The organism is Geodermatophilus chilensis, from assembly GCF_002802985.1.
Lineage (GTDB): Bacteria > Actinomycetota > Actinomycetes > Mycobacteriales > Geodermatophilaceae > Geodermatophilus > Geodermatophilus chilensis.
The window spans coordinates 1-21,815 of sequence record NZ_NVPT01000071.1; the positions used below are offsets into that span (position 1 = coordinate 1).

The 21,815-nt window shown below is 74.3% G+C and carries 23 protein-coding genes and 1 riboswitch; of the genes, 12 read left to right on the forward strand and 11 right to left on the reverse strand.

The annotated features are described in order from the left end of the window. The first annotated feature begins 499 nt into the window (after positions 1-499). The 3 genes from CNO22_RS13435 to CNO22_RS13445 all read left to right on the forward strand — a co-directional run bounded on the left by CNO22_RS13435 (position 500) and on the right by CNO22_RS13445 (position 2,829). Positions 500-2,074, forward strand: coding sequence for an FMN-binding glutamate synthase family protein (locus tag CNO22_RS13435; RefSeq protein WP_100499854.1), 1,575 nt, complete (start codon positions 500-502; stop codon positions 2,072-2,074). 234 nt (positions 2,075-2,308) lie between these two features. After that, positions 2,309-2,551: a type II toxin-antitoxin system Phd/YefM family antitoxin gene (locus tag CNO22_RS13440; protein WP_232807008.1), complete on the forward strand. Its 243-nt coding sequence runs from the start codon at positions 2,309-2,311 to the stop codon at positions 2,549-2,551. Then, positions 2,548-2,829: a type II toxin-antitoxin system RelE family toxin gene (locus CNO22_RS13445; protein ID WP_100499855.1), complete on the forward strand. Its 282-nt coding sequence runs from the start codon at positions 2,548-2,550 to the stop codon at positions 2,827-2,829. The genes CNO22_RS13440 and CNO22_RS13445 overlap by 4 nt, the downstream gene beginning before the upstream one ends. 169 nt (positions 2,830-2,998) lie before the next feature. On the opposite strand, the gene CNO22_RS13450 is transcribed toward CNO22_RS13445, so the two are convergent. Together CNO22_RS13450 and CNO22_RS13455 are read right to left on the reverse strand one after the other, a co-directional pair. Then, a complete protein-coding gene (locus CNO22_RS13450) occupies positions 2,999-3,619 on the reverse strand; it encodes an FMN reductase (protein ID WP_100499856.1) in 621 nt (206 codons plus the stop codon). Beyond that, a complete protein-coding gene (locus tag CNO22_RS13455) occupies positions 3,616-4,734 on the reverse strand; it encodes an LLM class flavin-dependent oxidoreductase (protein ID WP_232807009.1) in 1,119 nt (372 codons plus the stop codon). Before CNO22_RS13455 ends, CNO22_RS13450 begins: the two co-directional genes overlap by 4 nt. Positions 4,735-4,936: 202 nt before the next feature. Then, positions 4,937-5,097: riboswitch (cyclic di-AMP (ydaO/yuaA leader) on the forward strand. 220 nt (positions 5,098-5,317) lie between these two features. Between CNO22_RS13455 and CNO22_RS13460 the strand changes: the two genes are divergently transcribed. Continuing rightward, entirely contained in the window at positions 5,318-6,214 is an 897-nt protein-coding gene (locus CNO22_RS13460; protein WP_100499857.1) for an aggregation-promoting factor C-terminal-like domain-containing protein, read from the forward strand. A gap of 62 nt (positions 6,215-6,276) precedes the next feature. On the opposite strand, the gene CNO22_RS13465 is transcribed toward CNO22_RS13460, so the two are convergent. Beyond that, complete coding sequence (locus CNO22_RS13465) at positions 6,277-6,612, reverse strand: YnfA family protein (RefSeq protein WP_100499879.1); 336 nt, start codon at positions 6,610-6,612, stop codon at positions 6,277-6,279. Positions 6,613-6,669: 57 nt separating this feature from the next. Here CNO22_RS13465 and CNO22_RS13470 point away from each other — a divergent pair, with 57 nt between their 5' ends. Both CNO22_RS13470 and CNO22_RS13475 read left to right on the forward strand, forming a co-directional pair. Continuing rightward, positions 6,670-7,314, forward strand: coding sequence for a class I SAM-dependent methyltransferase (locus CNO22_RS13470; protein ID WP_100499858.1), 645 nt, complete (start codon positions 6,670-6,672; stop codon positions 7,312-7,314). Between the two features lie 110 nt (positions 7,315-7,424). Next, positions 7,425-8,045, forward strand: a complete 621-nt coding sequence (locus tag CNO22_RS13475) for a DUF72 domain-containing protein (protein WP_232807010.1) — start codon at positions 7,425-7,427, stop codon at positions 8,043-8,045. On the opposite strand, the gene CNO22_RS13480 is transcribed toward CNO22_RS13475, so the two are convergent. Further along, complete coding sequence (locus CNO22_RS13480; RefSeq protein WP_232807011.1) at positions 7,978-8,508, reverse strand: DUF2784 domain-containing protein; 531 nt, start codon at positions 8,506-8,508, stop codon at positions 7,978-7,980. The two genes, CNO22_RS13475 and CNO22_RS13480, sit on opposite strands and share 68 nt — an antisense overlap. Positions 8,509-8,566: 58 nt before the next feature. Between CNO22_RS13480 and CNO22_RS13485 the strand changes: the two genes are divergently transcribed. Continuing rightward, entirely contained in the window at positions 8,567-8,962 is a 396-nt protein-coding gene (locus CNO22_RS13485; protein WP_100499859.1) for a hypothetical protein, read from the forward strand. Between the two features lie 80 nt (positions 8,963-9,042). On the opposite strand, the gene CNO22_RS13490 is transcribed toward CNO22_RS13485, so the two are convergent. After that, positions 9,043-9,426 (reverse strand): VOC family protein, encoded by a 384-nt coding sequence (locus CNO22_RS13490; RefSeq protein ID WP_100499860.1) that lies wholly within the window; start codon positions 9,424-9,426, stop codon positions 9,043-9,045. Positions 9,427-9,466: 40 nt separating this feature from the next. After that, positions 9,467-10,648 carry a PP2C family protein-serine/threonine phosphatase gene (locus CNO22_RS13495; RefSeq protein WP_232807012.1) on the reverse strand — a complete coding sequence of 394 codons (1,182 nt, stop codon included), beginning with the start codon at positions 10,646-10,648 and terminating at the stop codon, positions 9,467-9,469. Between the two features lie 139 nt (positions 10,649-10,787). Here CNO22_RS13495 and CNO22_RS13500 point away from each other — a divergent pair, with 139 nt between their 5' ends. Genes CNO22_RS13500 through CNO22_RS13510 form a run of 3 tightly spaced genes read left to right on the forward strand, consistent with a single transcriptional unit; the run spans position 10,788 to position 12,390 of the window. Further along, on the forward strand, positions 10,788-10,997 hold the full coding sequence (locus CNO22_RS13500) for a DUF4177 domain-containing protein (RefSeq protein ID WP_091150821.1): 210 nt from the start codon (positions 10,788-10,790) through the stop codon (positions 10,995-10,997). Between the two features lie 14 nt (positions 10,998-11,011). Then, a complete protein-coding gene (locus CNO22_RS13505; protein ID WP_100499862.1) occupies positions 11,012-11,854 on the forward strand; it encodes a pentapeptide repeat-containing protein in 843 nt (280 codons plus the stop codon). Next, positions 11,851-12,390 (forward strand): DUF4334 domain-containing protein, encoded by a 540-nt coding sequence (locus CNO22_RS13510; protein ID WP_100499863.1) that lies wholly within the window; start codon positions 11,851-11,853, stop codon positions 12,388-12,390. The genes CNO22_RS13505 and CNO22_RS13510 overlap by 4 nt, the downstream gene beginning before the upstream one ends. Here CNO22_RS13510 and CNO22_RS13515 read toward each other — a convergent pair. Genes CNO22_RS13515 through CNO22_RS13525 form a run of 3 tightly spaced genes read right to left on the reverse strand, consistent with a single transcriptional unit; the run spans position 12,387 to position 15,842 of the window. Beyond that, positions 12,387-12,830: a hypothetical protein gene (locus CNO22_RS13515; protein WP_100499864.1), complete on the reverse strand. Its 444-nt coding sequence runs from the start codon at positions 12,828-12,830 to the stop codon at positions 12,387-12,389. The genes CNO22_RS13510 and CNO22_RS13515 overlap by 4 nt on opposite strands. 38 nt (positions 12,831-12,868) lie before the next feature. Beyond that, a complete protein-coding gene (gene pntB / locus CNO22_RS13520) occupies positions 12,869-14,275 on the reverse strand; it encodes a Re/Si-specific NAD(P)(+) transhydrogenase subunit beta (protein ID WP_100499865.1) in 1,407 nt (468 codons plus the stop codon). A gap of 1 nt (position 14,276) precedes the next feature. Next, positions 14,277-15,842: a Re/Si-specific NAD(P)(+) transhydrogenase subunit alpha gene (locus CNO22_RS13525; RefSeq protein ID WP_100499881.1), complete on the reverse strand. Its 1,566-nt coding sequence runs from the start codon at positions 15,840-15,842 to the stop codon at positions 14,277-14,279. Between the two features lie 340 nt (positions 15,843-16,182). On the opposite strand from CNO22_RS13525, the gene CNO22_RS13530 reads away from it, so the two are divergent. Both CNO22_RS13530 and CNO22_RS13535 read left to right on the forward strand, forming a co-directional pair. Beyond that, positions 16,183-18,246, forward strand: a complete 2,064-nt coding sequence (locus CNO22_RS13530; protein WP_100499866.1) for a putative bifunctional diguanylate cyclase/phosphodiesterase — start codon at positions 16,183-16,185, stop codon at positions 18,244-18,246. A 26-nt stretch (positions 18,247-18,272) separates the two neighbouring features. Beyond that, positions 18,273-19,091 (forward strand): HDOD domain-containing protein, encoded by an 819-nt coding sequence (locus CNO22_RS13535; RefSeq protein WP_232807013.1) that lies wholly within the window; start codon positions 18,273-18,275, stop codon positions 19,089-19,091. A 189-nt stretch (positions 19,092-19,280) separates the two neighbouring features. Here the strand turns inward: CNO22_RS13535 and CNO22_RS13540 are convergent, their stop codons facing one another. Then, the gene (locus CNO22_RS13540; RefSeq protein ID WP_100499868.1) at positions 19,281-20,432 is read right to left on the reverse strand and encodes an acyl-CoA dehydrogenase family protein; all 1,152 of its coding nucleotides are present in this window, start codon (positions 20,430-20,432) and stop codon (positions 19,281-19,283) included. A 7-nt stretch (positions 20,433-20,439) separates the two neighbouring features. Continuing rightward, positions 20,440-21,615 carry an acyl-CoA dehydrogenase family protein gene (locus CNO22_RS13545; RefSeq protein WP_100499869.1) on the reverse strand — a complete coding sequence of 392 codons (1,176 nt, stop codon included), beginning with the start codon at positions 21,613-21,615 and terminating at the stop codon, positions 20,440-20,442. Positions 21,616-21,815: the final 200 nt, after the last annotated feature.

Sequence of the window (21,815 nt, forward strand, 5' to 3'; positions counted from 1 at the left end):
ATAGAGGACAGGCTCTGCCCCTGCCCCGCACTGTGGGCAGGGGCGGAGGGGGTGGGGGAGCCGCCGGCCCGGTGCAGCCCGGGAGGACCGGGCGGGATGGCCGTCGCCGCGCAGTACCTGACAGCGGACGGCTACGAGGTGGACGAGACCGACCTCGTCCACCAGGTCACGTCCTCGCGGCGGGTCCCTCACTGCGTGCGACGGCGGAGATGCCTCTCGGAGTGTGGGCGGGGGGCGTCAGCGGATGGGCACTGGCACGTCGAGGGCCTCGAGGACGAGGACCGACCGGCCAGGCCGAGAGAGGTGGGGAACTGGCAGACGTGGAGGGGGTCGGTCATCGCGTGGGTGACTCGTCCGAGTACGCGGGGACCGTCGTCCTCCAGCTCACCACCGCGGCGACACAGGTCGTCCCGCACGCCCCTCCGCCGTGAGGAGCTCGTCGGAGGAGGAGACGTCGACGGACCTGCCGGAACCGGGTCCGCGGTGGCATCGTGACGCCATGGGACGCAGTCTCCGTCTCGCCGGTGCCGGCCTGGTCGGTCTGGCCGCGGTCGCCGCCCGCGACCTGCTGCAGCGCGAGCACACCCTGTTGCGCAACTTCCCGGTGATCGGCCACGCCCGGTACCTGCTGGAGTCGGTCGGCCCGGAGCTGCGCCAGTACCTCGTGGCGGGCGACAACGAGGAGCGCCCGTTCACCCGGGACCAGCGGCGCTGGGTCTACGCGTCGGCGAAGCACGAGAACAACTACTTCGGCTTCGGCACCGACAACGACCTGGAGTTCACCGCCGGCTACCCGGTCATCAACCACCGCACGTTCGGCCGGGCCGTGCCGCCCTCCTCGGTCCACGCGGGCCACGACGTCGCGCTGCCCAGCGTCAAGGTGCTCGGTGGTCCGCGCGGCCGGGCGCGGGCCTTCCGGCCGGCCTCGGTGGTCAACGTCTCGGCGATGAGCTTCGGGTCGCTGTCCGGCGCCGCGATCGAGGCGCTCAACCGCGGGGCGGCGCTGGCCGGGTGCCTGCAGAACACCGGCGAGGGCGGACTCTCGGTGCACCACCGGCACGGTGGGGAGCTGGTCTTCCAGCTCGGCACGGCCTACTTCGGCTGCCGGGACGAGCAGGGCCGCTTCGACCTGCAGCGGCTCAAGGACCTCGTCGCCTCCGCGCCGGTCCGGGCCCTGGAGATCAAGCTCAGCCAGGGCGCGAAGCCCAGCCTGGGCGGCGTCCTGCCGGGTGCGAAGGTGTCGGCCGAGATCGCGGCCGCACGCGGCGTCCCGGAGGGCGTGGACTGCATCAGCCCGTCACGGCACGCCGAGTTCTCCGACACCGACAGCCTGCTCGACTGGGTGGAGCTGCTCGCCGCCGAGACCGGGCTGCCGGTCGGCATCAAGTCCGCCGTCGGGGACATGACGTTCTGGCACGAGCTGACCGACCTGATGGCGACCACCGGCCGTGGGGTGGACTTCGTGACGGTGGACGGCGGGGAGGGCGGCACCGGCGCGGCGCCGCTCATCTTCACCGACTCGGTGTCCGTGCCGTTCCAGTTGGGCTTCGCCCGGGTCCACTCGGTGTTCGCCCGCGCGGGGCTGCACGAGCAGGTCACCTTCGTCGGCGCCGGCAAGCTCGGTCTGCCCGACAACGCGGTCGTGGCGTTCGCGCTCGGCTGCGACATGGTCAACGTCGGCCGTGAGGCGATGCTGGCGATCGGCTGCATCCAGGCGCAGAAGTGCCACACCGACACCTGCCCGACCGGCGTCGCCACGCAGAACCCCTGGCTCGCGCACGGCCTGGACCCGCAGCTGAAGTCGGTGCGCGCGGCCAACTACATCGGGACGCTGCGCCGCGACCTGGTCAAGGTCGCCGAGGCCTGCGGCGTCGAGCACCCCGGCCTGATCGACTCCTCCTCGGTCGAGGTGCTCACGGGACGGACGGCATCCACGCCACTCGGGGAGGTCTACGGCTACCAGCCGGGATGGGGGCTGCCCTCGGCCGCCGACCGCGCGGAGATCGTGCGGATCATGACGGCCGAGGCCCCGCAGGGCGGGTCCGCCGTCCCCTCGGAGGACGCCGTCCGCTGAGGGGGGCAGGCGCTGCCGGGTGGGGCGGCTGGCGCAGTGACCGCGGAGCAACTCCTCGGACGAGTCGGGACCGCGCTGGCCGACGAGCTCGGCGACATCGGGCCGCCGGTCGGCGTGGCGGTGTTCGTCATCTGGGTGTTGCGCGGGTGGCGCAGGGCTCGGCCACCCTGCCCTGCGCAGGGAACCGACTTCTTGCGGCGAGGGACGGCGAGGCGCTCGGAGTCGCTTCGCGCGGTGCGCGATCACCTGTCCGAGGTCATCGACCGGGTCGAGCACCAGCACGAACGCGTGGTGATCACCCGGAACGGGCGCGCCGCGGCGGTGCTCATCAGTCCCGATGACCTGGAGGCGCTCGAGGAGACGCTGTCGGTCCTCCATGACCCGGAGGCCCTGGCGGACATCCGGGAGGCGGACGCCGCCTACGCCCGAGGCGACGTGACGCGTGGTGTGGAGGCGATCCGCCGGCTGCAGCAGTGACCGGGGAACAGCCGTACGAGCTGGTCCTGACACCTCCGGCGCGGCGGGCGCAGGCCGAGAAACTGCCGGAACGGGTGGCCGTCGCGGTGATCGACTTCCTGACCACGGCGCTGGTCCGGGAGCCGCGCAGGGTCGGCGAGCCGCTGCGCGGTGATCTGGCCGGGGTGTGGTCGGCGCGACGTGAGACCTACCGCGTGCTCTACCGCATCCTCGACGAGCCACGCGAGGTGGTCGTCCTCAGGATCGACCATCGCCGCGACCTCTACCGATCCGGCTGACTGACAGGTCGGCGACCCAGCCAGGCGCCATCTTGCCCGCCGAGGGCTGCGCCGAGCTCATGACGCTGCCCGTCACCGCCTCTGCCGGGAGTCGAAGCACCACGGCGCCGGGCCACCTACCAGGCTCGGCAGGTGGTCCCGGCGCCGTGATCGCGGGGGAGTGCGGGCCTCAGTGGCCGCGGAGCAGCTCCTCGAAGGAGGGGACGTCGGCAAACGGGTCGGCCGCGCGGCGCTGCGCAGGGCGACCGGCGACGAGGTCGGCCAGCTCGCCCGCCGCGCGGTCGATGCGGCGGGCCAGCTCGGCGTCCACCCCGCCGGCGCCGGCCCAGTCCTCCGACGCCGCGAAGACGCCGGTGGGCACGGGGATGGCGCGCAGGTAGGCGAACAGCGGGCGCATCGCGTGCTCGATCACCAGCGAGTGCCGGGCGGTGCCGGCGGTGGCGCCGAGCAGCACCGGCGTCCCGGTCAGCGACTCCTTGTCCAGGACGTCGAAGAACGTCTTGAACAACCCGCTGTAGGACGCCGAGAACACCGGCGTCACCGCGATCAGCCCGTCGGCGCCCACGACCGTGTCGATCGCCGCCCGCAGCGACTCGTTGGCGAACCCGGTGACCAGGTGGTCGGCCAGGTCGCGGGCGTGCGTGCGCAGCTCGACGACCTCCACCGTCGCGTCGTCGCCCCGCTCGCGCAGGGCGGCGACGGTCGCGGCGGTGAGCCGGTCGGCCAGCAGCCGGGTCGACGACGGGGTCGACAGCCCGGCGCTGACGACGGCCAGGGTGCGGGTGGTCATGCCGAGACCTCCTCCGGGGTGTGCTGCCGGGCGGCGACCCGCGAGGCGTGGGTCGGGGCGTCCGGGACGTGCGCCGGCTTGAGCGCGGCGAACTCGCGACGCAGCACCGGCACGACCTCCTCGCCGAGCATGTCCAGCTGCTCGAGGACCGTCTTCAGCGGCAGGCCGGCGTGGTCGATGAGGAACAGCTGCCGCTGGTAATCCCCGACGTACTCGCGGAAGCCGAGGGTCCGCTCGATGACCTGCTGCGGGGAGCCGACGGTCAGCGGCGTCTCGCGGGAGAAGTCCTCCAGCGAGGGGCCGTGGCCGTAGACCGGCGCGTTGTCGAAGTACGGGCGGAACTCGCGGACGGCGTCCTGCGAGTTCTTCCGCATGAACACCTGCCCGCCCAGCCCGACGATCGCCTGGTCGGCGGCGCCGTGGCCGTGGTGCTCGTAGCGGCGGCGGTAGAACTCCACCATCCGGGCGGTGTGCTCGGCCGGCCAGAAGATGTGGTTGTGGAAGAAGCCGTCGCCGTAGTACGCGGCCTGCTCGGCGATCTGCGGGGAGCGGATCGAGCCGTGCCACACGAACGGCGGGACGCCGTCCAGCGGCCGCGGGGTGGAGGTGAAGCCCTGCAGCGGCGTGCGGAACTGCCCGGACCAGTCGACGACCTCTTCGTCCCACAGCCGGCGCAGCAGCGCGTAGTTCTCCACCGCCAGCGGCAGGCCGTTGCGGATGTCCTGCCCGAACCACGGGTAGACCGGGCCGGTGTTGCCGCGGCCCATCATCAGGTCGACCCGGCCGCCGGCCAGGTGCTGCAGCATCGCGTAGTCCTCGGCGATCTTCACCGGGTCGTTGGTGGTGATCAGCGTGGTCGCCGTCGACAGCTGCAGCGTGGACGTCTGCGCGGCGATGTAGGCCAGCGTCGTCGTCGGCGAGGAGGAGAAGAAGGAGAAGAACGGCGGGTTGTGGTGCTCGCCCAGGGCGAAGACGTCGAGCCCGACCTCCTCGGCCTTCTTCGCGATGGTGACGATCGCCTGGATCCGCTCGGCCTCGCCGGGCGTGCGGCCGTTGGTTGGATCGGTCGTGATGTCGCTGACCGAGAAGACGCCGAACTGCATGTCCGTCTCCATTGTTGAGAGTGCAACTACTGGCCGGTGCAACGTATCCGGTCAGCCGGTATTCCCCTCGTCCGGCTCCCTCGGAGGGAGGGCGGACGCCGCGCTGCGACGTCACTCACGTTTCGGATGTGGTTCCCGGGATTGTCACGGCGCGGTAACGCCGCCTACGGTGGCTCCCGTCCGGTCGGTCGTCTCGTCCCCGTTCGGGGAGCCTGACCGGACGCCGCCGAGTCGTGTCCGCCGCCAGCGGGCGCGAGCCGGGGACCCACCGCAGTACTGGGGTGAATCCCGCCCGCGAGCACGAAGCGCGGGCCGGTAGGGCTGCTTCCCGCCCGAACCCGTCAGCTAACTCGGTAGGCGGCTCACGGAAGAAACGGAGCACTCCGCATGCCCCGCTCACGGGCCCTCGCGGCTCGCCGGCTCACCCGGCCGCGCGCACTCCGCGCCTCCTCCCCGGCCTGCTGACCCGGCGCCCGACCGCGCCCGCCGGCGCTCCACACCCGCCGACGCCCCCGTCGACCGCGCCGCACCCGCCGCTGCCTCCACCCGGAGGACCGGTCCCGCGCGCCCTCTCGCCACGGAGCACCCCCACCTGATGGACACCAAGCAGTTCCCGGCCGTCCCGGCCACCGACGCCCCCGCCAACCGCACCGCCCGCCGCCGCCTGCGGCTGCCCGCCCGCGGCCGCCGTCCGGCGATCCTGCTGGCCACGGCCGCCGCCGGCGCGATCGTCGTCAGCACCGTCGTCGGCGCGCAGCCGGCCGCCGAGGCCGAGACCGAGACCGAGACGGTTCCGGTCTCGATGAGCGTCGCCGAGCAGCTCGGCATCACCGAGGAGGCGGCGCAGCAGCCGCTCGCCGCCCCGGCCGCCACCGAGCTGGCTCCGCTCGAGGACCTCGCCGCCTCCCGCAGCGAGCGCCAGGCCGCCGAGGCGCAGGCCGCGCAGGCCCAGGCCGCCGCCGAGCAGGCCGAGCTGGACCGCCAGGCCGCCGAGAAGGCCGCCGCCGAGCAGGCCGCCCGCGAGGCCGCGGAGCGCGAGGCCGCCGCGAAGGCCGCGGCCGAGGCCGCCGAGAAGGCCGCCGCCGAGGCCGCCGAGAAGGCCGCCGCCGAGGCCGCCGCTCGTGCGGCCGCGGAGCGCGAGGCCGCCTCGGCTCCCGCTCCGGCCCCGGCGCCCGCCGCCAGCAGCTCGTCGTCCGCCGCGCCGCGCGGCTCCTTCAAGGAGTACGCGATGAGCAAGGTCGGCAGCGCGGAACAGTTCGGCTGCCTGGAGAAGCTGTGGGGCAAGGAGAGCGGCTGGAACCCGAACGCGCAGAACCCCACCAGCACCGCCTACGGCATCCCGCAGTTCCTGAACTCCACCTGGGCCAGCACCGGCATCGCCAAGACGTCGGACGGCTACCGGCAGATCGACGCGGGCCTGATCTACATCGAGAACCGCTACGGCAGCCCGTGCGGCGCATGGTCGCACTCGCAGGCCAAGGGCTGGTACTGAGCGACCAGCTTCTGCCGAGGGCCGTCCCCGCACCGCGGGGGCGGCCCTCGGCCGTTCGCGGCTCAGGTCCCCCGCGGGGCGTACATGATCACGGCCACGCCGACCAGGCAGATCAGAGCCCCCAGGACGTCGAAGCGGTCCGGCCGGTAGCCGTCCAGCGCCATGCCCCAGGCGAGGCTGCCGGCGACGAAGACCCCGCCGTAGGCCGCGAGGATCCGGCCGAAGTTCGCGTCCGGCTGGAGGGTGGCGACGAAGCCGTAGGCGCCGAGGGCCACCACCCCGAGCCCGATCCACAGCCAGCCGCGGTGCTCCCGGACCCCCTGCCACACCAGCCAGGCGCCGCCGATCTCCAGCACGGCTGCGGCGAGGAACAGGGCGACGGAGCGGGCGACGAGCACGGGCGGATGCTCCCAGGCGGCGCGGTGGCCGGTGCGGGCCCGTGGTGGACTCGGGGCGTGACCGTCCGCGCCGTCCCGTCGGCCTTCGTCCGCGCGCACACCCAGGTCCGGCGGCCCTCCTCGGTGCCGGAGGTGCGCCTGCACGTGGCCGACGACGTCGTCGCGCTGTGGGAGGCGATGGAGGCCGCGGACGGCGGCGCGGGGGAGGCCCCGCCGTTCTGGGCCGCCGCCTGGCCCGGCGGGCAGGCGCTGGCCCGCTTCGTGCTCGACACCCCGTCGGTGGTGGCCGGGCGGGCCGTCCTCGACCTCGGGTCCGGCAGCGGGCTGGTGGCGCTGGCCGCGCGCCTCGCCGGGGCCAGGTCGGTGCTGGCCAGCGACGTCGACCCGTTCAGCCGCACGGCGGTCGGCGTCAACGCCGGGCTCAACGGCGTCCGCGGGATCAGCGTCACCGGGGACGTCCTCGGCCGGGACCCGGTCGGCACCGGCGTCGTCCTCGCCGGCGACGTCTGCTACGACCGGGAGATGACCGAGCGGGTGCTGCCCTTCCTCGACCGGGCCCGGGCCCGCGGCTGCGAGGTGTACGTCGGCGACCCCGGCCGCCCCTACCTGCCGCACGACCGACTCGAAGGCGTGGCGGTCTACGAGATCCCGGAGACCGAGGGCCCGGGGCTGCGGCGGACGACGGTCTGGCGGCTGCCCTGAACGGCACGGTCCACGTCGGGACGTCGGGCTGGAGCTACGACCACTGGGACGGCGTCCTCTACCCGCCGGGCACCCCGCCGCGTGACCGGCTGGCGCACTACGTCCGGCGCTTGGGCACCGTCGAGCTCAACGCGAGCTTCTACCGCTGGCCGCGGACGGCGACCTTCGCCTCCTGGCGCCGCCGGCTGCCCCCGGGCTTCCAGCTCTCGGTCAAGGCCCCGCGCGGGCTGACCCACGCCAAGCGGCTGTACGCCCCCGAGACCTGGGTCGGCCGGCTCACCGCGTGCTGGCACGAGCTGAGGGACAAGCGCGCCGTCCTGCTGGTGCAGCTGCCGCCCACCCAGGCCCGCGACGACGCCCGGCTCGACTTCTTCCTCGGCCTGCTGCCGGGCTGGATGCGGGTCGCCGTGGAGTTCCGCCACCCCACCTGGCACGACGAGGCCGTGTACGCCCTCCTCGAGCGGCACGGCGCGGCGTACTGCGTGATGAGCGGCGCCGGCCTGCCCTGCGTGCTGCGCGCGACCGCGCCGTTCGTCTACGTGCGCCTGCACGGCCCGGACGACGTCCACCTCTACGCCGGCTCCTACCCCGACGCCGACCTGCGCTGGTGGGCCGACCGGATCGGCGAGTGGGCGCGCGACGGTCGCGACGTCTACGCCTACTTCAACAACGACGGGCACGGGCACGCGATCCGCAACGCCGAGACCCTGCGGGCGCTGACCGGGGGCTGAGCCGGGACCGCCGCACGGCCCCCTGCGGTTGTGCGTGAACTGTGGTCTCGGCCCCGGCGGAGACCACAGTTCCCGCACAACGACCATCCGACCGCCGAGCGCTGCCCGCGGCGGGACCGGCGCGCAGCGCCAGCAGCCCGTAGCCGAGCACGTTGGGCACCAGCGCGACGGTGTAGATCCCGGCCTGGACGGCGGGGTTGGCGACGTCCAGCCCGAGCGGCGCCAGGACGTGGTGGCCGAGGAACCCGCCGGTGTACGGCTCGCCGCCGGCCCGCTCACGCAGCGCCAGCTCCAGGGTGGTCAGCGGGCACGGCGCGCCGGCCAGGTGCACCGCGAGGATCGCCGCGGCCACCGGCGCGTGCACCAGCAGCACCCGTGGACAGCGCAGCGCGACCAGCGCGCCGGTGACCATCAGGACGACGGCCAGCGCGTGCACCACCGCGACGAGGTGCGCCCACAGCACCCACCCAGCGTGGCACGCCGGGAGCGCGCCGGGGACCCGCCGGCGGGAGGATGGGGCCATGAGTGAGAGCGACACGGGCGGCCGCGAGAGCGGATCCGGCAATCGGGTGAGCCGGTCGGTCGAGGAGTTCGTCGGCCAGCTGCGCACCTTCACCGACCGGGCGCGCGGCGCGGTGCCGTTCTCCCTGCCGCGGCTGCCCTCACCCCCCGGCGCGCTGTCGGCCGCGCAGCTGCGCGCCATCGACCGGGCGGTGCACGGGCAGCGGCAGCAGATCGCGGCGATGACCGCCCAGCTGCAGGCCTTCGACGAGCAGCTGGCCGTCTTCGAGCGGATCCTCGACCCGCTGGTGGAGTGGAGCGCGACCTGGGCGCGGCTGGAGGAGTCGGTGGCCGACCTGGTCCGCCGTCCCGGTGACCCGGCCGACCCCGACGAGACCCCGCGGTCCACCCCCTGACCCGGCACCCGTGACGCCTCGTCGTCGCCTGCCGCGCGGTGTGCGGCGTCCCGGGCGACGACGGGGCGCCTCAGCTGCCGCTACCGCCGGTCGCGCCGCAGCGGGTGATCAGGCGGGACCTCGACCAGCACGATCCGCACGCCCTCGGGGTCGGCGACCCACGCCTCGACCAGGCCCCACGGCTCGGTCCGCGGGTCGCGCAGCACCGTCGTCCCGGCGGCGCGCAGCCGCTCGACCTCCGCGGCGACGTCGCGCACCTGTACCCACAGCGCCAGGCCCCGCGGCGGCTCGTTCCCGGGCCCGGAGACCTCGAGCAGGCCGTTGCCGAGGAAGAACACCAGGCCGGGGTGCTCGGGCGGGCCGAACTCGCGGTACACCGCCAACCCCAGCACGTCGCGGTAGAAGGCCTGCGACCGCGCGAGGTCGACCGGCCGGAGGAGGACCCGGCTGCTCAGCACGTCCACCGGGGCATCCTGCACCGTCGGCCGGGGCGCGACGGCGGGGCTACGGCACCATCTCCTGCTCGTCCCCGGTGAGCCACTCCAGGACGACGATGCTGGCGTCGTCCTGCAGTTGGTCGGCCTGGTGGGTCAGGACGCTGCGCATGAGCCGCCGCACGGTCTCCGGTGCCCGGTCACCCGCGGCGGACGCCGAGAGGACGAAGTCGGCCAGCCGCTGCTCGCCGAAGAACTCCCCGTCCGGGGAGCGGGCCTCGGTGATGCCGTCGGTGTAGAGCAGCAGCCGGTCACCGGGCTCCAGGCGGGTCTCGCAGCACAGCGGCTTGCCCTCCTGGAGCCCCAGCGGCCGGGCCGGCGCGCAGCGCGGCGGCTGCACGAGTGACGAGCCGCGCAGGATCATCGGCTCGGGGTGCCCGGCGTTGATCCACCGCAGCCGGCCGCTGTCCAGGTCAAGGCGGGCGATGACCGCGGTGGCGAACTGGCTGCCGGGGAACTGCCCGGCGACCGCGGCGTTCACCTCGGCGGCGATCTCGGGCAGGTCGAGCATCCCGCGGCGGGCGTGGCGGTAGGCGCTGATCGCGACGCTGGCCAGCACCGCGGAGGGCAACCCGTGCCCGACGGAGTCGATGACCAGCAGGTCGGCGGTGTCCCCGTTGACGGCGTAGTCGAAGCTGTCCCCGCCGACGTCGTAGGCTGGCTCCAGGCCCCCGGTGATGACCACGCGGTCGGTGCCGAACGTCAGCGGCGGGAGGAGCTCCCACTGCATCTCCGCCGCCAGGCTCAGCGTCTTGCGCCGCCGCAGCCGGGCGAACACGTCGCTGTAGGCGTCCTTGGTGACGAGGAGCTCAGCGACCAGGCTCACGAAGGCCTTGAGCCGCACCTCGTACTCCTCGTCGGGCGCTGAGGGGAGCGTCAGCTCCACCACGCCCAGGCGCTCCACGCCGTCGAGCAGCGGCGCCCACAGCCGGACGCCCCGCCCGGCGCTGCTGGTGAGCACCTCGACACGGCGGAACGACCGGCCGGCCATCGTGCCCTCGACCGGCAGCTCCTGGCGCCCGGGGACGCCGTCGCCGGGCAGCGGCAGCAGGATGACCTGCTCGTAGTCGGCCAGGTACAGGACCGTCTCGCTCACCCCCATCGCCCGGCCGTGGGCGGCGACGATGCTCGCCAGCCTCGACGGCGACATCAGGTGCGCGGCCCGCAGCAGCGAGCTCAGGGGGTCGGTCACCGAGCTCGTCCTGTCCGTCGGCGGATCGGGTCGCAGGCAGGGTAGCCGCGGCCGGACCCTCGCGCTCGGCACGGGAGGCATCGTCCGGGCCGCGCCGGGGCAGGGACGGGGGACGGGCGGACGACGAGAGGGGACGGACGTGGCGCAGCGCTTCGAGTACCGGGTGGTCGAGCTCCGCGAGGGGCTGATCGGCGGGAAGATGTCGGGGGACAAGCTGGAGAAGGTGCTCAACCAGCACGCCCGCGAGGGCTGGCAGCTCAAGGCGATCACCTCGGTCGAGGTCAAGGGCCGCATCGGCCCGGGCGGCGTCGAGGGGGTGCTGGTGACCCTGGAGCGCCCGACGACCTGACCCGAGGAGGGCCCGTGCCCGACGCCGTCGCGGCCCGCACCCGGCTGCGGGCGGACTGCTCCCGCTGCGCCGGGCTGTGCTGCGTGGCCCCGGCGTTCGCCGCCTCGGCCGACTTCGCGATCGACAAGCCGGCCGGGCAGGCCTGCCCGAACCTGCGGGACGACGACCGCTGCGGCATCCACGCCGAGCTGCGCGAGCGCGGCTTCCCCGGCTGCACGGTCTTCGACTGCTTCGGCGCGGGGCAGCACACGGTCCAGGTCACCTTCGCCGGTGCCCCGCGCTGGCGGGACTCCCCGGAGCAGGCGGCGGCGGTCTTCGCGGCCTTCGGCGTCCAGCGGCTGCTGCACGAGCTGCTCTGGTACCTCACGGAGGCGCTCGCCCTCGACGCCGCCGCGCCGCTGCACCGGGAGCTGGCCGCCGCGCACGAGCGCACCGCCCGCCTCACCGACACCGGGCCCGACGAGCTCGCGGCCGTCGACGCCGGCGCCCTCCAGGCGGAGGCCGGCGCGCTGCTGCTGTCGGTCAGCGAGCTGGCGCGGGCCGGCGTCCGGCCGCGGGCGGGCGGCCGGCGCCGGGCCGACCGGCGCGACGCCGACCTCGTCGGCGCCGACCTGCGGCACACCGACCTGCGCGGGGTGAGCCTGCGCGGGGCCCTCCTGCTCGGGGCGGACCTGCGCGGTGCCGCCCTGCACCTGACCGACCTGCTCGGTACCGACCTGCGGGCCGCGGACGTGCGCGGCACCGACCTCTCCGGCGTCCTGTTCCTCACCCGGCGCCAGGTGGCCGGCGCCCGTGGCGACCGCACGACCGTGCTGCCAGCCGGGCTCGAGCACCCGCCGCACTGGAGCGCGCCGTGACCGACGCCGAGCGGTGGGTCGCGCGGCACCGCGGCGGCGCAGCCCCGGCCGACGTCCTGGCCCTCGCCGACCGGTTGCCCGGGGTCGCGGTCGAGGAGATGACCGGCCGCTGGCGGGGCGCCGAGCTGCCCACCGGCTCCCCGCTGGACGGCCTGCTGACCGTGCACCGCTGGTGGGGGAAGGAGGTGCGCGACGCCGACACCGTGCACCCCCTGCTCTTCCCCGACCGGGCCGGCCGGCCGCGCCCGATCGACCCCGCCCCCGCGCCGCTGACCCTGCTCCGCCGCGCACCGGCCCTGGCCCGCAGCGCCCCGGCCCGGCTGGCGTTCACCGCCGTCCGGCCGCTGCTGACCACCCGCCGTCCCACCGCCCGGCTGCGCCCGGTGGTGCACCGCGGGGTGCCCACCGCGGCGCTGGTCTACGACCGGCTGCCGGTCGTCGACGTCTTCCGCCGGGTCACGCCGGACCTGCTGCTCGGGCTCATGGACATGCGCGGCCTGCCCGACCCGTTCGTCTTCCTGCTGGAACGCGGCTAGAGGTCGTCCTCCGGGCGGTCCTTGTTCCCGGGCGCACGGCGTCGCAGGAAGCCGGTGACCGAGCCGACCCGGTCGGTGGCCTGCCGCAGCCCGTGCACCAGCGGCAGCAGGTCCTCGGCGACGGTGCGCAGCGTGTCGGGCACGGTCTCGATGGCCGGGTCGTCGAGCACCCGGCCCACCCGCTCGAGCCCGGGGCGCAGCGCCCGCACCGGCTCCTCGAGCTCCTCGACCAGGTCCTCGAGCCGCTCGGCGGTCCGCTGCGCCGACGCGATCGTCTCGGTGGCCACGCGGGTGGCCGCGATCAGCTCCCGGACGGCGCCGTTGAGGTCGGCCAGCGTGCGGGGCAGCTGCGCGAGCGCCTCGGTCTGCTTCTGCAGGACGTCGACCAGCTCGGACAGGCCGGGGATGCGGGGCAGGCCCAGGCCGCGGAAGGGGTCCACCCCGCAACCGTCGGGGACCCGGGCCGTCCCCGCAACCGTCAGAGCGCCTTGAGGATGTCCTCGACCCGCTCCCGGGCGTCGCCGAAGAGCATCCGGGTGTTCTCCCGGAAGAACAGCGGGTTCTGCACGCCGGCGTAGCCGGTGCTCATCGACCGCTTGAAGACGACGACGTGCTCGGCCTCCCACACCTGCAGCACCGGCATGCCGGCGATCGGGCTGCCCGGGTCATCCAGCGCGGCCGGATTCACCGTGTCGTTCGCGCCGATCACCAGCACCACGTCCGTCTTGGCGAGGTCGTCGTTGATCTCGTCCATCTCCAGGACGATGTCGTACGGCACCTTTGCCTCGGCCAGCAGCACGTTCATGTGCCCGGGCAGCCGGCCGGCGACCGGGTGGATGCCGAAGCGCACCTCCACGCCCTTCTCGGTGAGCGTGCGGGTGAGCTCGGCGACCGGGTACTGCGCGTGCGCCACGGCCATGCCGTAGCCGGGCGTGATGACCACCGACCGGGCGTCGCGCAGCAGCTCGGCGACCTCCTCGGCGGTGATCTCGGTGTGCTCGCCGTCGGCGGCGCCGGAGGCGGTGCTGCCCTCGTTGCCGAAGCCGCCGGCGATGACCGACAGGAAGGAGCGGTTCATCGCCCGGCACATGATGTAGCTGAGGTAGGCACCCGAGGAGCCGACCAGCGCGCCGGTGATGATCAGCAGGTCGTTGTCGAGCAGGAAGCCCGACGCCGCGGCCGCCCAGCCCGAGTAGCTGTTGAGCATCGAGACGACGACCGGCATGTCGCCGCCACCGATCGAGGCGACCAGGTGCCAGCCCAGCGCGAGTGCGAGCACCGTGACCGCGGTCAGCACCCCGAGGGACGGCGAGGCGACGAAGACCACCGTCAGCGCGGCGAAGGCGACCAGCGCCCCGAGGTTCAGCCAGTTGCGGCCCGGCAGCATGAGCGGGTTGCTCTTGATCCGGGCCGACAGCTTCAGGAAGGCGACGATCGAGCCGGTGAGGGTGACCGCGCCGATGAAGACGCCGATCACCACCTCGGCGGAGTGGATGCCGAGCAGGTCGGCGGGCACCTCGGTCTGCTCCCCGGCGTTCGCCTCGACCGACAGGTAACCGTTCCAGCCGACCAGGACGGCGGCCAGGCCGACGAAGCTGTGCAGCAGCGCGATGAGCTCGGGCATGCCGGTCATCTCGACCCGGCGGGCCCGCCACAGCCCGATCGCGGCGCCGCCGGCCATGGCGACGACGAGCAGCCCGACGGCGGCGGCCTCGATGCTGCGGGCGGCCAGCCCGACGGTGGCGGCCAGGGCGATCGCCATGCCGGCGATGCCGAAGGCGTTGCCCGACTTCGCCGTCTCGTGCCGGGACAGGCCGGCGAGGCTCAGCACGAACAGCAGCGCGGCGACGATGTAGGCCGCAGCGGCGGCGGAGGTGGCGGTCATGTCAGCGCTCCGTGGTGGCGCGGGCCGGCCCGCGGGTGAACATGCCGAGCATGCGGCGGGTCACGGCGAAGCCGCCGAAGACGTTGATGCTGGCCACCAGCACGGCGACCGTGGCCAGCACGGTGACCAGGGCGCTGGTGTGGCCCATCTGCAACAGGGCGCCGACCACGATGATCCCGGAGATCGCGTTGGTGACGCTCATCAGCGGCGTGTGCAGCGCGTGGTGCACGTTGCCGATCACGTAGAAGCCCACGACGACCGCGAGCGCGAACACCGTCAGGTTGCCGATCAGTTGGTTCGGCGAGAACGCCGCGGCCAGGAACAGCAGCAGCGCCGCGACACCGACGACGGCCGCGGTGCGCGCAGGGGAGCGGGGCGCCTTGGGCCGGGCGACGGGTGCGGGCGGGCGCGCGGCCGGCGCCGCGGCCGGTGCCGCCGACACCTGCACCGGCGGCGGTGGCCAGAGCAGCTCGCCGTCGCGCACCACCGTCATCGAGCGCTGGACGACGTCGTCGAGGTCGAGCACCAGCCGCCCGTCCTTGCCGGGGGTGAGCAGCTTGACGAGGTTGACCAGGTTGGTGCCGAACAGCTGTGAGGCCTGGCCGGGCAGCCGGCCGGGCAAGTCGGTGTAGCCGATGATCGTCACGCCGTTCGGGGTGACGACGACCTCGTCGGGCACCGAGCCGGCCACGTTCCCGCCCTGGCCAGCGGCCATGTCCACGATCACCGAGCCCGGCTTCATGCTGGCCACCATCTCCTCGGTGATCAGCCGCGGCGCCGGGCGGCCCGGGATCAGCGCGGTGGTGATGACGATGTCCACCTCGCGGGCCTGCTCGGCGTACATCGCCGCGGCCCGCCGGTCGTAGTCCTCGCTGGTGACGCTCGCGTACCCCGTGCCGCCGCCGCTGGGCGCCTCGTCGGCGGGCACCCCGACGTACTCACCGCCCATCGAGGCGATCTGCTCGGCGACCTCGGGGCGGACGTCGGTGGCCCGCACGACCGCGCCCAGGCTGCTCGCCGCGCCGATCGCGGCCAGCCCGGCGACGCCCGCGCCGACGACCAGCACCGTCGCGGGGGGCACCTTGCCGGCCGCGGTGACCTGGCCGGTGAACGAGCGGCCGAACGCGTGCGCGGCCTCGATCACCGCCCGGTAGCCGGCGATGTTGGCCATCGAGCTGAGCACGTCGAGCGACTGCGCGCGGCTGATCCGCGGGACGGCGTCCATCGCCAGCGCGGTGATCGGCCGGGCGGCGAGCGTCGCCAGCAGGTCGGGGTCGAGCGCCGGGGCGAGGGTGCTGACCAGCACCGCGCCGCCGTGCAGCCGTCCGACCTCTTCCGGGGTCGGCTTGGCCACGTGCAGGACGACGTCGGCGCCCCACGCGTCCTCCGCCGTCCCCACCCGGGCGCCGGCCTCCCGGTAGGCGTCGTCGGGGAAGCTGGCGGCCGCGCCTGCCCCGGTCTCGACGAGGACGTCGTGGCCGAGGGCGATCAGCTGGCGCACGGTGGTCGGCGTCGCCGCCACGCGTGTCTCGCCGGGCCGGGTCTCCCGAGGGACTCCGATCAGCACGTCCGGTTCCTCCTGCACGGGTCGGGCGCCGCCCGTCGCGGGTGACGGTGCGGTCCGGTACAGCGGTGGCGCCCGCCGGTGGGCGGGTGGTCCGGGACGGCGTGCACTGGTGGCGCAGCCGGGGAGATCATGCCGAACCGCGGGGCTCCTCCGTGGGTGGGCTGCGTCACCCTCTGCAGTGTGCCCTCTCGATCCGCCGGCGCCTCCGGGGCCCCGGCCCCCTCGGGAGAGTGAAGCAGGACGATCCCGGCTGGAACTGCGAGGACGGGTTGGCGTACTCCTTCGCAGGACGGACGAGCGGCACGGACGCCGATCGCCGTGGACCAGCAGAGGAGGCCGCGTGTCAGCGACCACCGTGACTGCCGAACCGCTGGTGCCACCGGAGGTCGTCTCGGCGATCTTCTACGGGGCCGCGGTGAGCGACACGCTCGTGCTCCTCGTGGCCGAGCTGGTCGGTGGGACGCCGCGCATCACCTGGGGCAACGAGGGCGCCACGCAGCTGCTGGGCTACGGGCTGGACGACCTGCGGTCCCTGCCGGTCACCTCGCTGGTGCCGACGCTGCGCGGCGGCGAGGTCCGGCTGCTGCTGCGCCGCGAGCGCAGCGTGCGCATGACGCTGCCGGTGCGCACCGCCAGCGGCGCCCTCGTCGAGGCGGTGGTGCGGTGCACGCCGATGCCCAGCGGCCGGACGTGGACGCTGCGGCTGGTCCCCGCCGACAGCGAGTCCGAGCGGGCCCTGCGGGCCACCGCCGACGCCCACGAGCAGCGGTTCGCCACGCTGACCGAGCGCTCCCCGGTGCCCACGCTGCTCTCCGAGCAGGGCATGCGCCTGGCGCACGTCAACGACGCCTTCTGCAGCCTGGTCGGCCTGCAGGCCGAGCAGCTGCTGGGCACCGGCTGGATGGCCACCGTGCACCCCGACGACCTCGACGACGTCATCGAGCAGGTCGTCGTCGTCCTGGGCGGGGGCGACGGCGAGACCAAGGCGCGGCTGCTGCGCACCGACGGCATCGAGCGGACGGCGGTCTTCCGCTTCTCGCAGCTGTTCACCCCCGGCGTCGGGGCGGGCTTCGTCGGCACGATCGAGGACATCACCGATCGGCTGGCCTTCGAGGCGCGGCTGGAGCACCAGGCCAACCACGACCCGCTCACCGGGCTGCCCAACCGCACCCTGCTCGCCGAGCACGTGGCCGCGCGGTTCCGGCCCGGCAGCAGCGGGTTGGCCTGCCTGTTCCTCGACCTGGACAACTTCAAGGTCGTCAACGACTCCCTCGGCCACGCAGCCGGCGACGAGCTGCTCGTCGAGGTCGCCGCCCGGCTGCGCGCCACGGTGCGCCCCGGCGACCTGGTTGCCCGCTTCGGCGGCGACGAGTTCGTCGTCGTCTGCCAGGACGTCGACGAGGACGACGCGGTGACGCTGGCCCAGCGGATCGGCGCCGCGCTGGCCGAGCCGGTGCGCCTCGGCGGGGTCGACGTCCGCTCGCACGCCAGCGTCGGCGTGACCGTGCAGACCGCTGAGCACGGCGCGGCCGAGGAGCTCATCCGCGACTGCCACATCGCGATGTACCAGGCCAAGGCCGGTGGCAAGGGCCGGATCACCGTGCTCGACCAGCGGGCCCGGGCCGAGGCGCGCGACAAGCTGCGGCTGGTCGCCGAGCTGCGCGAGGCGATCGAGCGGCGGGAGATCACGCTGCTCTACCAGCCGATCTTCGACACCGCCGACGGCGCCCCGGTGGCGGTGGAGTCGCTGGCCCGCTGGCACCACCCGGTGCGCGGCGCGATCAGCCCCGCCGTGTTCGTCGCCCTGGCCGAGGAGAGCGGGCTGATCGGCGCGCTGGGCCTGCTGGTGCTCGACGAGACCTGCCGGCAGCTGGCCGAGTGGGACCGCGTGCTGGGCCCCGCCGCCCCGCCCCGAGCCAACGTCAACGTGTCCGCCCTACAGCTCGACGAGCACCTGCACGGCCACGTCGTCGCCGCGCTGGAGCGGCACGGGCTGCCGCCCTCGCGGCTGTCCATCGAGATCACCGAGTCGGCCCTGATGAAGGACCCGGCGTCGGCCCGCGAGGTGCTCATGCAGCTGCGCGGCCTCGGCGTCTCGCTGGCCATCGACGACTTCGGCACCGGGTACTCCTCGCTGGCCTACCTGCGCCACCTGCCGGTCGACGTCCTCAAGGTGGACCGCTCGTTCGTCGCCGAGCTGGCCGACGGGCACACCGAGATCGCCTCCGCGGTCATCGCGCTGGCCCGCAGCCTGGAGCTGACGACCGTCGCGGAGGGTGTGGAGACCGAGGAGCAGGCCGCCCAGCTCGCCGAGCTCGGGGCCGGCTTCCTGCAGGGCTTCAACCTGGCCCAGCCGATGACCGGCCACCGCACCGCCGCCTGGTACGCCGCACACGCCCGATGACCGTCACCTTCCTCCCGGGAGCACCCGTGCCCACGACCCTGGCCGCCGCGCCGTCCTTCGACCTCGAGGCGGTGCTGGCCAGCATCGAGACGATGGCCACGCAGAAGCCGGTCGCCGCGCAGATCGTCTCGATCGCCGGCTCCGACGACACCGACGCGCGCGGCCTGGCCCGCGTCCTCGGTTCCGACGCCGCGCTGGCCGGCCGGGTCATGAAGCTGGCCAACTCCGCCTACTTCGGCATGCGCGGGCGGGTCACCTCGCTGCAGTTCGCCGTCACCGTCGTCGGCTTCACCACCGTGCGGACCATGGCCACCGTCGCGCTGACCGACCTGGACGACGAGTCGCGGCTGCCCCGGGACTTCTGGCGCATGAGCACCTGCGTCGCGCTGGGCGCCTCCACCCTGGCCCCGCGGTTCGGCGAGCGCCCCCAGGACGCGCTGTGCCTGGGCCTGCTCGCGCCCCTGGGCGTCGCCCTGCTGCACCACAACGACGAGGAGGGCTACGCCGAGCTGTCGGCCGCCGAGCCGACCGCCGCCGGCCGCCGGGCGGCCGAGGTGCGCCGCTACGGCCTCCACGCCTACCGGCTCACCGCGGTGGCCCTCGAGCACTGGGGCTTCCCGCCCAGCATGGTCACCCCGCTCGGCGCGGTCGACGACCTCGGCACCGAGGACGGCGCGCTGCTGCGGGCGGCGCTCGAGGTCGCGGCCCGGCTGACGGTCGAGGACCACGAGCCGGTGCCGGTCGAGGAGCTGACCGGCGGACAGCTGCGCGACGACGCCGTCGTCCCGGTGCTCGACCGGGTGCGCGCTGAGGCCGAGGAACTCCGCCTGGCGCTGCTCGACTGAAGAAGGCCCCCCGGCCCCTCCACCGCTCGCAGGCTCGCGGCGGGACCCTGCCGGCAGGCCGCCCGTCCTCCTCACCGCTCGCAGGCTCGCGGCGAGCCTCTGGACGGGGCCGGCCCGGGACGGGGCCGCGCAGACGACCGCGGCCGGCGTCCCCGGTGGGGACGCCGGCCGCGGTCGTCTGCCGCTCGCTCAGGAGGTGTAGGGCGCACCCAGCGGGTCGACGGTCTCGTGCCCGGTCACGTCCGCGGCGAGCCGGGACAGCGCCCAGTCGCCGTCGCCGAGGACGTGGTCGATGGCGGTGAGCCGGCTGGTGTGGTGGCCCACCGTGTACTCGGCGGTCACGCCGATCCCGCCGTGCAGCTGGATCGCCTCCTTGCCGATGTGCCGGCCGGCGCGGCTGGTCTGCAGCCGGGCGCGGTCGGCTGCGGCGACGACGTCCCCGCCGGCGTCGGCCACCATCGACGCCCACAGCGCGGTGCTGCGAGCCAGCTCGAGCGAGACGTACATGTCCGCGGCGCGGAAGGTGAGCGCCTGGAACCGGTTGAGCGTCACGCCGAACTGCTTGCGGGTCTTGAGGTACTCGGCGGTGGTGCGCAGCGCCGTGTCCATCGAGCCGATGGCCTCGTGGGCGTAGGCGATGCGCCCCTCGGCGAGCACCCGCTCGATCTCCGCGGTCCGGTCCGCAGAGCCCTCGCCGAGCAACTCGGCCGGGATGCTGGCGAAGCGGACGGCGGCCGCGCGGCTGCCGTCGTGGGTGCGGTAGCCGGTGCGGGTCAGGCCCGCCGCGTCGCCGCGGACCAGGAACAGCGCCGTCCCACCGTCGATCACCGCGGAGACGACCAGGACGTCGGCCCGCGCGCCGTGGAGCACCGGCTCCTTGACGCCGGTGAGCGTCCACGAGTCGCCGTCCTGCGTGGCGGTGACGGCCGCGGCCGACGGGCTCCAGCGGGTGTCGGGCTCGGCGTGCGCGAGGGCGGCCAGCGTCGTCCCCTCGGCGATGCCGGCCAGGATCTCGCTCTTCTGGGCGTCGGTGCCGACGGCGGCGACCAGGCCGCCGGCCAGCACGACCGCCTCGACGAACGGCTCGGGCGCGAGCACCCGGCCGATCTCCTCGGCGACGATCGCCACCTCGATCGGCCCGGCGCCCATGCCGCCGTGCTCCTCGGCGAAGGGCAGCCCCAGCAGGCCCATCTCGGCCAGCCGCGACCAGGTCTTCTCGTCGAAGCCCGGGTCGGTGCCGGTCACCCGGCGACGCTGCTCGCTGTCGCCGTAGGCGCGCTCCAGCAGGCCGCGCACGGCCTCCCGGAGGTCGTTCTGCTCACTGTCGAAGGTGAAGTCCACGGTTGCCTCAGAGCCCCAGGATCGTGCCGGCGATGATGGTGCGCTGCACCTCGTTGGAGCCTCCGTAGATGGAGACCTTGCGGTAGTTGAGGTACTCCGGCGTGGCCACGCGGGCCCAGTCCGGCACCTCGGAACCGCCGTCGGCGAACGAGGACAGCGAGAGCGGGCCGGCGATGTCGACGACCAGCTCGGTGATGTCCTGCTGCAGCTCCGAGCCGCGCAGCTTGAGCACCGACGAGGCCGGGTGGGACTTGCCGTCGGCGGAGTGCGCGACCACGCGCAGCGCGGTCAGCTCCAGGGCGAGCAGCTCGTTCTCCAGCTCGGCGATGCGGTCGGCCATCCGCGGCTCCTCGATGAGCGGGCGGCCGCCGACGGTGACCTCCCGGGCGTACGCCTTGGCCTGGGCCAGCAGCCGCTTGGAGGAGCCGATCCGCGCGATGCCCACGCGCTCGTTGCCGAGCAGGAACTTGGCGTAGTCCCAGCCGCGGTTCTCCTCGCCGATGAGGTTCTCGGCCGGGACGCGGACGTCCTCGAAGAAGACCTCGTTGACCTCGTGGCTGCCGTCGATGAGCTGGATCGGCCGCAGCGTGACACCGGGGGCGTCCATCGGGAAGACCAGCAGCGAGATGCCGCGCTGCTTCTTCTCCGCGGTCGGGTCGGTGCGGACCAGGCAGAAGATCCAGTCGGCGTGCTGGCCGAGCGTCGTCCACGTCTTCTGCCCGTTGACCACCCAGTCGTCGCCGTCGCGGACGGCGGTGGTGCGCAGGCTGGCCAGGTCGGAGCCGGCGTCGGGCTCGGAGAAGCCCTGGCACCACCAGATGTCGATGTTGGCGGTCTTCGGCAGGAAGCGCTCCTTCTGCTCCTGGCTGCCGAAGGCCGCGATGACCGGGCCGATCATGCTGGCGTTGAAGGGCAGTGGCTCGGGGACGCAGGCCAGCTGCATCTCCTCACGCCAGATGTGCATCTGCAGCGGCGTCCAGCCCCTGCCGCCCCACTCCACGGGCCAGTGCGGCACGGCCAGGCCGGCGGCGTTGAGCGTCCGCATGGCCTCGACGTACTGCTCCTTGGACAGGTGCCGGCGGGCCGCGACGGTGTCACGGATCTCCTGGGGCACCTGGGTGGTGAAGAACGTCCGCATCTCCTCCCGGAAGGCCTCCAGCTCCGGGGACAGTTGCAAGCGCATCGGGCCTCTCTCCTGACGGCGACCGGGCCGTCTCGCAGGGTGGGAGATCGACTCTCCCACACGAGCTACCGGCCGGTAACCCAGGGCCTCGGGGCGGCGCGCCGTGTCCGTCGCCGGAGTCGACGCACCGCATCGGTGTGCGCAGATGCGCGGTTGTCACGTGGCGGTTCCTGCCCATCTGCGCACACCGTCGCCGGTGC